This is a genomic window from Enterococcus sp. DIV1537a (assembly GCF_051712085.1).
GTDB classification, from domain to species: Bacteria; Bacillota; Bacilli; order Lactobacillales; family Enterococcaceae; genus Enterococcus; species Enterococcus faecalis.
Window position 1 is genome coordinate 2,645,680 of the sequence record NZ_JBIOOE010000001.1, and the last position, 12,886, is coordinate 2,658,565.

At 40.1% G+C, this 12,886-nt stretch carries 10 protein-coding genes; 1 reads left to right on the forward strand and 9 read right to left on the reverse strand.

Translation table 11 applies throughout. The annotated features are described in order from the left end of the window. From IGJ41_RS12990 to IGJ41_RS13005, 4 genes are all read right to left on the reverse strand, one after another. Complete coding sequence (locus tag IGJ41_RS12990; protein ID WP_002354838.1) at positions 1-735, reverse strand: WxL domain-containing protein; 735 nt, start codon at positions 733-735, stop codon at positions 1-3. Beyond that, on the reverse strand, positions 692-1,081 hold the full coding sequence (locus IGJ41_RS12995) for an LPXTG cell wall anchor domain-containing protein (RefSeq protein ID WP_010713699.1): 390 nt from the start codon (positions 1,079-1,081) through the stop codon (positions 692-694). The genes IGJ41_RS12990 and IGJ41_RS12995 overlap by 44 nt, the downstream gene beginning before the upstream one ends. Positions 1,082-1,100: 19 nt before the next feature. Continuing rightward, entirely contained in the window at positions 1,101-5,960 is a 4,860-nt protein-coding gene (locus IGJ41_RS13000; RefSeq protein WP_438714561.1) for a hypothetical protein, read from the reverse strand. A gap of 366 nt (positions 5,961-6,326) precedes the next feature. After that, a complete protein-coding gene (locus IGJ41_RS13005; protein ID WP_438714563.1) occupies positions 6,327-7,340 on the reverse strand; it encodes an alpha/beta hydrolase in 1,014 nt (337 codons plus the stop codon). A gap of 165 nt (positions 7,341-7,505) precedes the next feature. Here IGJ41_RS13005 and IGJ41_RS13010 point away from each other — a divergent pair, with 165 nt between their 5' ends. After that, entirely contained in the window at positions 7,506-8,051 is a 546-nt protein-coding gene (locus tag IGJ41_RS13010; RefSeq protein ID WP_002398192.1) for a cysteine hydrolase family protein, read from the forward strand. A 188-nt stretch (positions 8,052-8,239) separates the two neighbouring features. On the opposite strand, the gene lrgB is transcribed toward IGJ41_RS13010, so the two are convergent. The 5 genes from lrgB to IGJ41_RS13035 all read right to left on the reverse strand — a co-directional run bounded on the left by lrgB (position 8,240) and on the right by IGJ41_RS13035 (position 12,879). Continuing rightward, complete coding sequence (lrgB, locus tag IGJ41_RS13015; protein WP_002354830.1) at positions 8,240-8,923, reverse strand: antiholin-like protein LrgB; 684 nt, start codon at positions 8,921-8,923, stop codon at positions 8,240-8,242. Next, the gene (lrgA, locus tag IGJ41_RS13020; protein WP_192189327.1) at positions 8,920-9,339 is read right to left on the reverse strand and encodes an antiholin-like murein hydrolase modulator LrgA; all 420 of its coding nucleotides are present in this window, start codon (positions 9,337-9,339) and stop codon (positions 8,920-8,922) included. The genes lrgB and lrgA overlap by 4 nt, the downstream gene beginning before the upstream one ends. Positions 9,340-9,490: 151 nt before the next feature. Then, the gene (locus tag IGJ41_RS13025; protein WP_002408379.1) at positions 9,491-10,219 is read right to left on the reverse strand and encodes a LytR/AlgR family response regulator transcription factor; all 729 of its coding nucleotides are present in this window, start codon (positions 10,217-10,219) and stop codon (positions 9,491-9,493) included. Continuing rightward, positions 10,200-11,969 carry a sensor histidine kinase gene (locus IGJ41_RS13030; RefSeq protein WP_002380990.1) on the reverse strand — a complete coding sequence of 590 codons (1,770 nt, stop codon included), beginning with the start codon at positions 11,967-11,969 and terminating at the stop codon, positions 10,200-10,202. Before IGJ41_RS13030 ends, IGJ41_RS13025 begins: the two co-directional genes overlap by 20 nt. 91 nt (positions 11,970-12,060) lie before the next feature. Continuing rightward, positions 12,061-12,879 (reverse strand): MetQ/NlpA family ABC transporter substrate-binding protein, encoded by an 819-nt coding sequence (locus IGJ41_RS13035; protein ID WP_002354826.1) that lies wholly within the window; start codon positions 12,877-12,879, stop codon positions 12,061-12,063. Between the last annotated feature and the right edge of the window lie 7 nt (positions 12,880-12,886).

Consider the following 12,886-nt stretch of genomic DNA (forward strand, 5'->3'; position numbering starts at 1 on the left):
TTAGCCTCCAACATTCGTTGGTACAGATTTCAATGTCCATGTTAAGGTCGTACGATATTCTTTTGCTAATTTAATCGCTTTACCTGGAACATTTAATTTCACGGCAGTAGCACCTTCTGTCGCATCTTTCCCAAAACGATAGACCCAAGTCCCCATTCCTTTGCCATCTTCTGCTTTGACTAATTCTACTTCTGTTCCAGGAACAAAGGTATGTGCTGCTGTTGGTGTTGGCGCGTATGCGGCATCAACAATCGATGTCACACCTGCATTGGCAATCGATAAAGCGGCCCCCACTAATTCTTCATTTTGGGCTGTTTTGAATTGCGCATTTTGTACAGCGCTTAACGTCCAGCCTTCTTGTGTCCCACGTTTATCCGTTACCTGAACATAGTTTGGACCTGTTGTTCCATCTTTAAATGTTTGAATTTGTGCGTAATAATCTTTCGTGTCGGAAGTGATTTTTTGGGCGCCAAATTGAAAGCTTGAAGCATAGTCAATTGATAAGGGGCCTGCAGTCCCTGGTTTTGGTCCAGTTGGGTCAGTTGGATCTTCTGGTTCAACTTTTTCATCTGGATTGGTTGGGTTAACTGGCTTCGTTGGATCTGTATCTGGTTCAAATGTAATGGCGCCATTACTTGTATAGTTCACGTTAATGTCTTCCGCAAATGCTTGTTGTGTCGCTAGGACACCGCTAAATCCTACAATCCCTACTACTGCTAATACTGTTTTTTTCATCTTCTTTTCTCCTTTTAATAAATAATATGCCTATAGTGATAAGGCTGATTCCCAAATAAATAAATGGTCCTTGATTGGTGGTACCTGTCGCTGGTAATCTTCCTTGTCGCGACCCATATACGCCAGAAGAAAGGACGGATGAAGCGCCTCCGTCAGCTGGCTTGGTGGGTTCGGTCGTTGTGGAAGAATTACTAGTCGCTGTTGTCGACTCTTCTGTGGGATATTCATACGTTCCATAAAAGGAGACAACACCACTATTTTCATAAGCTGCTTCCCCAAACGCAGTGTCTGAATGACAGAAGCTGAAAAGACCTAAAAAACAACTAAGCAAAAGGTATTTTTTCATCTCACTTCTCTCCTCCTTGTTATGGTGCCATGACTAATGACCATGACAATGTCCCTTTGAATTCGCCAACTTTTTGTTTCTCGACTGGCACAGATAGTTTAAGCCCCCGTTGGTTTGCCGCACCCCAACCTTGGTTAATTGTATAACTACCTGAACCGGAGCCTTCATTTTCTGTAACAACCGTATCTCCCTTATTGAGTAAAAATTCTCCTTTGTCTGTAACCAATGACAAATCTTCCAATTGATCTGTGCCGTTCGTTAAGGGATTCGTTATCTGAACATTCAGTTTCCAAGGCGTACTTTCTGTCCCGCGTGTGTCTTGAACGACTAAATCATCTGAAAGAGTTGGCCAGTAAACTTCTGGCTTGGCAGAAATTTTTTGTTTGCCAAAATCAATTGTTTTAGGTACTTTTTCTAACGTTAATTCACCTGAAATAGACACATTGACTTTTTTATTTAACATTTCACCAGCTTCTGTAAATTGATAATTGGCTGGCACCGTTTTGGCTAATTCTTCTGGTTTCGCTTGTTGAATGGCTTGGAAGGTTGCGGCATCAAGACTTGGTGTTTGATTGGCCCGACCATCTGCGAAAATCACCGTTGCTTGTGTCCATTGTGCCAACTCGTCTGAATTCGTTAAGCCATTTGCTTCTTTTAATTTCAAATGCGCACTTGTCGCATACAAAGCAAACGAACGATCTTTGGCAAGGACACTTTCATTTTTCACAACAACTAAATGAACCGTTTTGTTTTGCAAATTATCCCCTGACGTCCCTGCTTCTAATTGAATATCATGTGTCCGCGATACAGTTTTTTCTGCTAACGGCGCTTGAATTTGTGGTAAATCCGTCTCTTTTAATGAGGTCTTGAAAAACGGCCGACCTTTTGCACCGAGCATTTCCACTACCTTATCAACAGTCGTTAGTTGCGCTGCCTCATCTTCTGTGACAATCACCGATTGCCCTGAAAGTTCCACTTTATTTGAAAATTGAACTTTCACCTGATAACTGTAGTTCATATTCGTCGCTTTCCATGAAAGCGGGGTGGTATCTTTTTGCTCTGGAATTTGCTCTATCGCGCTCCCAACTTCACTAGACTTAACCGTTCCTTGGTGCAACCAAGAACCTGTTACTTCGTCAGGAAGGAAGCTTAGGGTTGGTGTTAAAGCACTTGAGGTCGGAATCATCAAACGTCCTTTTTGAACTTTTTGTCCAGCTACTTCGGTGCCCCACGCTTGTAAGGTTAATGGCGCATTGCCGGCTTTGACCTCTTTTACATCATGAGAAATAGTACCTGCACCTGCCACAATTCCAGGCGTTTCCACTTCATAATCGATGATAGAGCCAGGAATTGCTATCCCATAGCCATTGGCGCCCTTGGTCACATCGTTATCGCCAATAAATGTTTTTCCAGTCGCTTTTTCAATCCCATGAAACGTTGTTGGCGTAAGTTTTGTAGCATTATTGACCGTTGGATTAATCGTCAAGACCTGATAGGCTTTGACATTTCCAAACCAAGTCCCTGTGCTATCCACCAAAGCAGTTGTATCTGTCGTTGGTTTAATCCATAAAAGTTCATCTTTTGTTGGATCGACAGCTTCAAAATCCGCAATGTTTACTTTACCTGTACCAGGAATTGTTTCTAATGTTGCATGATCCTGAACCGTTAGTTTGCTAGCTGAAATTAAATTGGCCGTGTTGGTAATCCCAATTCCAGCGTTTTTAGATAGATGAATTGATCCGAATTCATTGTAAGTCGTACTATGATTCGCGGCAGTAGCAGAAACGCCATTTTTGATGTTCCCACCATTAGCCATTAATTTAATGCCATTGGTGACATTTAATTCCGTAAAGTTGACAACGCCTAAGCCTGTCGCATTTAGTGGTTCTGTTTGATAGTTATTGGTGCCGTCAACGTTAGTCCCAAAGTTAAAGGCCACTTTATTTGAACTAGCATTCACAATTGCATTAGTAAAATTATCTGTTGATGAACCACCGGATAAACCGTTAATACTAACTGCACCTTGAACATTTGCGGTAACATCACGTAAGATTTTTCCGCCACTGATATTGGAATACTGTGTCGCATATAAATTTCCAATACTAGAACCCGTTGCTTGAATATTCATTGTAATCTTGCCGTTCTTGGTATACGCAGCATTGGTTCCACCATCACCGTAAATGCTGGCCCCATTTAAAGATTCCACACCTGTTTTAGTGAAAATATTTAAAGTAATTGTGTTTGATTCATCCGTTCCTAGTGTCGTATTTTGACCATAGGGCCGACCACCAGTAATGTAGGTATTACCAGGCAACTTAAACTCTCCGTTGTAGTTTCTTAAATCAATTAAGAGTTTGGCATTTCCAAGAAGTGAGCCCGCATTGGTAATCCCACCTGAAAAACCGTTCGCGCCTGTCCGAGGAGTTCCTGAGAAATTTCCTCCGTAAATGCGGTTGTCTGAATTACCAGTAATTGTATGACCACCGCTTGCTCCATAAGAAGCGCCCATTGAAGCATTAATTACTCCTTCATAAACCGTTACACCGACATTCCCAACATTTTTGGCATCATTCCAGCCACCGCCTGAAAGAAACCAATCGACTTGACCATTATTAACGATTGTTTGACCGTTCCCATAAACTCTAGCTGCTTGATAGCCTGTTCCTTCTAATGTGTCAGCAATCCCGCCATTCAATGTGTTAGAAGTATTTCCTTCAACGACACCTGAAAAAGAGCCACCATATGTCCAGCGAGCAATGGTATTATTTAAAACAGTCTTAGTATCTCCTTTTATATAGATATCCCAAGTATCATTACTAGCAGGATAGCCGCCGCCACCAACAATATCCCAACCTGAACTATACCCACGACTTTTATCGGTCGTTGAATAATCTAAACTCGTCGGTTTTGCGCCTGAATAAGCCATACCATCGCCACCTAAAGACCCATCACCATTCGCTGTTCCCACTTCAATTGTTGTATTTCCTTCAATATAGCCGCCGCGGCCAGCTGCAGTTGAATAAATTGCACCATTATTAAACGAACCGCTGACTAATTTAGAAGAAATATTTCCAAAAACTTTAAAAGCTGCTGCTGATTTGGCTAATTCTGCTCTTTGCTGTGGTGTATAAGCATCATACGTTGCTTCATTTGAGGCCCCAATTTGACTCTTGTTAAATTTCGAAACATTGTTACCAGCACCGCCGTTAAAATCATTAATACCACCAGCGGAATTCGTTCCTGCTGTAACCACATTCGTAATATCTCCGATGATCGTTCCAGAATATTGGTTGCCTCCTTCAAAATCTGCACGACCCGCACTATACAACTGTGTATTTAAATTTGTAGTAATTCCATCAGTCGTACGATTCGTTCCTATATCGCCACGGGAAGAGCCACCAATAAAACGTTGACCCGCTGTATACCAACGGCCATATCCAGAAATATCGTTTGTTACTTTTCCACCAATATTTCCGTATTGAACACCGCCATAATACGTACTTAATTGGAAACCTGTAGCAGCATTCGTAATCGCAACCTTTGTTGAGACGTTACCAGTAACATTCGCTGTGTTGGTTGCGTTGGTCCCATAACCGCCCCCATAAATTGAAGCAATTCTGCCACCAGAATCATTGACAACCAATGAAGTATTCCCAGTCACTGTCCCAATATTGGCGCCCCCACTTAATGTATTTAGTCCGCTCCGTGTATTGTTAATAACAATCGTAGGATTTCCAGCTAAATTACCACCATTTTGGTTTCCGCCATAGAAATTCCATGTCCCTGTACCTGTACTATTTACTGTTAAAGTTGGGTTTCCTGAAACATCTCCTGTATCCGTTCCACCGTATACGGTCAGACCGTTTCCACTAGAACCGCCATTCAAGTTCAAACTGTAACCATTTAAATACATATTCGTACCTGTATAGTTTAGATTTCTCAAAGTGATGTTTGAGCCAAAAAAGATATTTTGATTAAATCCTAACGTCTTAGAACCCGTTGGCGCCGTTTGATCCATACTAATCGGATCCGCGCTGTTTCCAGTAATCACTAAATGATTGACCTTGCCTTGCAAGGCGTAAAAGGTCATATTACTTGCCGTAACGGTGTCAGGAATCACTTTAGCGGTGGTCGCCGTACCCGTTGTAATATTAGTTCCTATATAAAGAGTGAAATCGCCATTGTTCCCCTGTTGATACAAATCAAACAAGGCTTCTTTCAAACCAGCCTCTGTCGATGCATATTCTTTGTACGCTGCTCCATCTCCTGCTGGACTTGGCACAACAATCACTTTTGTTTTATCCGCAGGAGCAATTGTGTCCGCAATGGACTGATCAACTGAAACAGCTCTGGCCATGCGTGTCCGTTTCTGTTTAAAGACAGCTGTAAGTTGTGTATCTTCTGAAAACTCTAATTGAAGAAGTTCTTCATTTGTATATGTTTTTCCTTGGTAAGACCAGCCAACGAAAGTCGCATTTTCCTCACTATTCGCCCATTTTGGTAATTCTTCTGTCCGAAGTGGCTGATTTTTTTCTTTTACCACTTGATAACTTTTGGCATCATTTAGAAACAAAGCTTGATCCGTTGTTTCAAAGGTCAACGTGATTTGCTTCTGCTCTTCGCTTGGTTTTGTTTCTGTGGAAGAGGTGGTTACTTTTTCTGTGATAGCACTAGATTCCGTCATTGATGACTGTTCTATAGAATGTGCGCTGCTTTCTTTTGTTGCTTCACTTGTACTGGTTTCTGCTGTTTTTGGCTGTGTCTGCGTACGTTCTGTTTGTTGCTCCCCTTCAATCGCCCACGCTGAAACAGATAAAAATGGTTGTACAAGTAAACAAGTTGCCAATAAAACAGCGATTTTCTTTTTCATTAACTTCATCACTCCTCCCTCGAAGTAAACTTTCCACAACCAACCTATGGCTCAAGTATACGAAGTTTTCTTCTGATTTTTTTAAAGATATTTTCTTAATTTCAAAAAAAAAATTTATTTTTTAATTTTCTTTTTGTTAACTAAACGAATTTTTTGCTGTTTTTGTAAGATAAAAATGTTAATTTGTTCACAAAAATAACAAAAACGTTATTTTTAACATTAAAATTAACAAACGAGTTCGTAGTATAGCACGGATTTTTTCTCATGTAAACATCATTAAATAAACATTTTTGTTTAATTTATACATATTTCTCAGCTAAAAAAATGACAAAAATAAATAAACAGAGGCCTTAGAAATATTTCTAAGGCCTCTGTTTATTTATACGTATTCACAAACTGGACTGTTTCTTGGTAACATTGTTTAGCTTCTTTTGTTTGATAGTCGAATTGATATTCGTGGGTGATTGTTGCTTTCTTATCTTTGAAAAAGAGAGCTGAAACTGGAACATTTAAAGTTTTTAACCGCTGAACCAAGGCTAGTCCTTGCTCTTGGAATGAAAAACTATTGCCATCTGTTAGATACGTCGGGGGAAATTCTTTGGTGACTTTATCCACTAAACTCACTTCTTGCAGTTCTGCACTCGTCTGCCAGTCTTTAGTGCCGAGCAAGGACCAAGCCACTGTTTTAACGAAAAATTTCATAAAACGATTATCACTTTGTTGGTTGGCCATTTGTTTCAAATCCACCGGACCACAATACGAGAGTGTGCCTTTTAAATGGCTAGCCGGCAACGCTGCAGTCATCCCTAGTTCTTTGGCATAGTTGGCATTGGTTTGAACTGTTGCATATTGTAGAGCAATCTGTGCACCCGCACTGTCCCCGCCAATAAAAAGCTTAGATAAATCTAACATGGGATACGCCTGTTTCTTTTCTAATAAAAATTGAACAAGTTCATTGACCTGCTGGAGCTGGCTTGGATAAGGTGCATCTGGTGCTAATTCATAATTCATTGAAATAAAGGCAACTGAGGAATCAGCCACTAAACGTGTCGCAAACTCTTTCATCCCAGACTTATCTCCTCCCACATAGCCACCACCATGGACCCATAAAACGACTGGTACCGCTTGTTTTGACGTTTTGGGATAATACAAATCAAAGGTATTATTTTTTCTTGAAGAAGGGTATGTTTGATTTTCTTGCAATTGAACATTGGGCAATGCTTTATCATAGGAAGCTGAATCTTTTATTTCAACTTCGCCTGCGAATAACTGGTTGATGACCCAAGCGCCTGGCTTAGGGGATAATTGAAAGGCGAGAAACACGCCTAAGCAAATAACCACAAGGATTCCTAACAACCAAAGGATAAAACGTACGATTTTTCTTTTCACTCTATTCACCTGCTTTAATTTGTAGCAAAATTATAGCATGTTTTTTAGCCAAAGCGTTTATTTTGAAACAGCTTTTTTAGAATTTGATGTACTTTTATCATTTGAAATGCTTTCTTAAAAGCTGTAAAATGAACAAAATGACTTTAACCTTTAGGAGGTTGCCAAATGAAAGCTCTGATTTCCATTGATTATACGAATGATTTTGTCGCCACAGACGGAAAACTAACCACTGGTGCCGCTGGACAAGCCATTGAAACGGCCCTTGTTCAACAAACAAAGCACTATTTTGACAATGGCGATTTTGTGGTTTTTGCCATTGATGGGCATGACCCCCTAGATCACTATCATCCTGAAAATAAACTTTTCCCACCCCACAATGTCTTAGGAACTGACGGGCGTAATCTGTTTGGCTCGCTAGCTGATTTTTATCAAGCTCACAAAAATGAGGCAACCGTTTATTGGATGGACAAACGGCACTATTCTGCTTTTAGTGGTACAGATTTGGACATTCGATTACGAGAACGAGGAATTACAGAGCTTTGTTTAACTGGTGTTTGTACAGATATTTGCGTGTTGCATACGGCTGTTGATGCCTATAATTTAGGCTATCAATTAATGATTCCCGAGCATGCCGTTGCTAGTTTTGATGAACAAGGACACGAATGGGCGTTACGCCACTTTAAACAAACTTTAGGAGCAACCATTCTATAAAAAGACTGGTCAATCCGACCTATCTATATTCAAAAAATCCTGTGAACAACACAAAAGAGCCTGGGACAAAAATCACTTTGAATTTTTGTCCCAGGCTTAAAAATTGATAAACGGCGGGAACAGAATAAGCAGAGACTGCTAGCTGATAGAAATTAGCTACTCATAAAAAAGTGGGATTCCTCACTTTTTTATAGACCAATGACCGTTGCAAAGAAAGGAACTACTAAAACAGTAACTACGCCAACCACTACGACAGAAATACTAGCCATAGCAGCCTCTGTTTCACCCATTTCCATGCCAACTGCCACACCTAGGGCATGTCCGGCCGCACCTAAAGCTAAACCTTTGGCGATTGGATTGTTAATCTTAAACCATTTCAATGCAATTCGACCCAAGGCATAGGTTAGTACACCATTGAAGATTACGGTAAACGCCGTAATAGAAGCAATGCCGCCAACAGTTTGAGAAATAGGTACGGCAATCGCTGTTGTAGCAGCTTGTGGTAAGATTGAGGCCACTAAATGATTATCCATGCCAATCACTTTTCCTGCAAAATAAACAGCCACTAGCGAACCGAAAGAACCAATTGTTAACGCCGTTAAAATTTCTAACCAATATTTTTTCAACACGTCTCTCTTTTTATATAAAGGAATCGCAAACGCTACTGTCGCAGGCTCTAGAAAGAAGCTGATATATTTGCCACCTTCATTGTATTGCTCGTAACTAATTCCTGTTACTTTTAAAACGACAACGCCTAAAATCATCGCAACGAATAATGGCGTAAATAAGAAGAAACCTTTACTTTTTTTAAACAACCAAGTACCTATGCCAAATACAGCTAATGAAATAATAATACCAACATACGGATTCATGCGCGAACCTCTCCTTTCGCTTTCTTCGTTGCTGCGGGTTCTTTTTCTTTTCGAGCATCTTTCATATGCAATAAAAAGGCGCCCGTCCAACCAGTCGTTGCTAGTAACGCTAGTGTCGCTACTAAAATAACAAAAACAATTTGAACGCCAAATTGTTGCATAATCCCTAAAGAATTAACTAAGGAAATCCCTGAAGGAACAAATAAAAATGTAATAACCGTTGATAAGCTATTACCTAGCCCTTCCACTTGCTCCAATTTAACAACTTTTGTACATAAACCAATGAACAATAACACCATGCCAATTACTGAAGCAGGTATTGGTATTGGGGAAATGAACGCCAAGCCGTTGGCGATTAACATAATAATAGCAAAAACTGCTGCTTGTTGTAAAAATGAATATACTTTCTTTTCCATGCTTCTTCGCTCCCTTTTGTCTGTTTTCTATGGGTTAAGTATATAAAGAAAACGTTTTTTTAAGGGCTTTTTTTCATGAAATGCCAGAATTTCTTCATCAAATGCAAAAATCACCACTTGAAATGCATTCGACATTTCAAGTGGTGATTTTTTAACTTAAGCCAAGTTTTTCTTTAAATTCTTTGACGTATGAACGGCTAACAGGTACTTTTGAGCCGTTGGTTAAAATTACTTGCAACGTGTTATTAAACCACGGCTGGATTTCTTGAATTTTTGTTCGATTCAAGATGAAACTTCGGTGCGTTTTAATAAAGAGCGCGGCAGGTAATTTTTGTTCAATACTGTTGAGGGTCCCTGTCATCTTGTAGACCTGTTGATCTACAAAAATGCTCAGTTGCCGTTCTTCGACAGAAACGAGGTAAATATCTTCTGGCGCCACAAGATAAATGCGGTCTTCCCCTTGAATAGGTATTGCTTCAGATTTTGGTCCTTTTTCAGCAGTGTTTTCTGGGACAGCTTGAGCCATTTCTTTCGATGCTTTTTCAATGACTTGTGTTATTTTTTCTTCTTCAAAAGGTTTCAAAATATAATCTTTTGCATTCACTTGAAAGGCCTTTAACGCATATTGATCATAGGCGGTTGCAAAGACCAAGTAGGGCGCTTTTTTAAGATGGGTTAATTTTTCCGCTAAATCAAACCCGCTTTCATCAGTCAAATGAATATCTAAAAATAACAGATCTGGCTTTTGATCCATCATCTCTTCCATTGCCTCCGCCACAGAATCCGCTTCTGCAACGCTCGTCACTTGCGGATGTTGGGAAACAAGATAGCTCAATTCTTCTCGTGCTAAGGGCTCATCATCAACGATTAATACGTGCATCTAATTCCTCCTGTTCCATCGGGATTTCTAAATGAACATGGCTCCCGCCTGTCTCTAAATTTTCAATTAAAAAACAACCTTCTGATCCATAAAGGTTCGCCATTCTGCGGGACAAGTTTTCCAGTGCCGTGCCGGTGCCTTTTTCCGAAGTCACTGTTGTCTTTCCTAATAGCAAGCGGCGTTCTTCAGGAATCCCTTGCCCATTGTCATACACATCCACATGTAATTTATGTTGTTTTGCTTTGACCACTACCCGAACTTGATTGTTCTCCTTCCGGCTGCCAAATGCATGCTTGATGGTATTTTCCACTAACACCTGAATCGCATACGGCGGTACCTTTTCTGAAGCAACCGCTTCTTCCACGTCAAATGTTACTTGATAACGATTCGGAAACCGTGCTTGTTCTAATGACAAATAGGCTTTTACTTGTTCTAGTTCTTGTGAAACTGGGATCGTAGTTTGCACGGCTCCCTGCAAGTTGCCTCGAAAGTATTTGCTTAATTGGAGCAATAGTTTCCGCGCTTTTTCACTGTCTTTCCGCATTAATGCGGAAATAGTATTGATGGCATTAAAGAAGAAATGCGGGTTCACTTGCGCTTGCAAGGATTTAATTTCAGCTTCTTTAAGTAATTTTGATTGTACTTCCGCTTCCCCTAATTCAATTTGTGAAGAAAAAATTGTCCCAAGACCTTCTGCTAACTGTTCCTCGACATGCGTTAACTGCGCTGGATCCGTAAAATACATTTTTAAGGTGCCAACAATTTGCTGATGGGAAAATAATGGAATCACAATCGCCGCTTGCAACGGACAATTAGGGTCCGAACAACCAACTTCTTCTTTGGCATGCGCGATGGTCATTTGGCCCGTCCGTAACACTTCCCGAGAAAGCTCCGTGATGACTTCTAGCTCTGGAATATGATGGTCGCTTCCTGCGCCAACATGAGCTAAAATTTGATGACTGTTTGTCATGCTAATCGCACTGACTTTTGTATAATGCTTAATAATCTCCGCAACTTTTTTGCTGGAATTTTTATTGAGTCCTTCTCGAAAATATGGCAGTGTTTCCGCTGCTAATTCCAAAACATCGTGCGTCTGAACCGCTTTGGCCTGCTCTTCTTGTTTTAATGTCGTCGTTAGAATCGACATAAAAATAAACGTTCCTACGCTATTTAACAAAATCATTGGCAGCGCAATAAAACGAACCAACGTGGCTCCATCCGATAGATCACCGCTGAAAAAGAAAATAAAAATCATCTGAATCATTTCCATGCACGCTCCGACAATGGCAGAAAAGCCGGCAGACGGAAAAACGGTTTGCTTTGCCATGCGGCTCCCTAAAAAACCGGCAATTAAGCCAACAATTAAAGAAGCAGGCACATAAAAGAAACTATGCCCCCCGCCTTGAATAACCCGATGAAAGCCAGCAATTAAACCAACCGTACTGCCGACAATCGGACCACCCACTAATCCAGAAACGCCAATTACTAACGTACGCGTATTCGCAATAGAAGCATTGCTGCTTAAATAGGTTAGTAAATTATTGGGAACAATCTGATTCTTAGCGATTTCGATACCTGTAAAATTAGAAATAATAGCAAATAAACCAAAAATCAAAATCAACTGAACTTTTGAAGACATTTTTTCACGACTTAATAAAACACGCTTAAAATAAGGCACATTCACTAAAAGAAAGGCCAGTAAAATAATTAAGCCCACCCGTTCCATCATTAAAATAAATAATTCGACCACACCGGCACCTCCTTCCTATTAACTATACTATAAATCAAGGAAAAGAAAAAAATGAAGCTTCTCAAAAAAGAGGCTTCATTTTTTCTATTCATTAAAACGCAGGAATATTGGCACCTTTAGAATTTTTCTTGATGTATTCAGCAACTTCTTTTGTTGTCATCGCTTCTTTTAAAACCTTGATTTTTTCGCTATCTTTTTCTCCTTTGCGTGTCACAACTTGCAATGCGTAATGTTTACTTGCTTCTTCATCTTCTAACAAAATCGCATCTTTCGTTGTTAAACCAGCAGGTTCTAAGTAGGCTGGGTAGCAGAACACCATAGCGATGTCTTTTTCATCATAGGCTTTAGCTAAATTCAGTAAATCAATGCTTTCAAAAGTGATGTTTTTAGGATTTTCCACGACATCTGCCACCGTGCCATTAAAGCCGACACCTTCTTTTAATTTAATCACGCCGTTTGCATTTAAAATTGCTAAAGCACGACCTTCATTGGTTGGATCGCTAGGAATCCCCACTTTGGCATTTTCAGGTAAATCTTTCGCATCTTGGTATTCTTTTGAATAGAAACCACCAGCAAAATAATAAATCGGTTGCACAGCCACTAAATCAGCTTTTTTCTCTTTGTTAAACATTTCCATGAAAGGTTGATGTTGCGCAAAATTAGCATCCGCTTCGTCATGTTGCACGGCATCGTTGTAGGCAACATTGTCGCTCACTTCCATAATGTTAATTTTGTACCCTTTTTTCTCAGCTTCTTTCTTGGCAATCTCCAAGATATCTTTTGAAGATTCCAATTGCACGGCCACGGTAATCTCCTTGTCTTCTTTCTGGTCTGCTTGTTTATTTCCCCCACAGGCAGCTAAAATAACTGTTGCAATAACAGCGAATGTTGCTAAATAAAACTTCTTCATTCTTTTG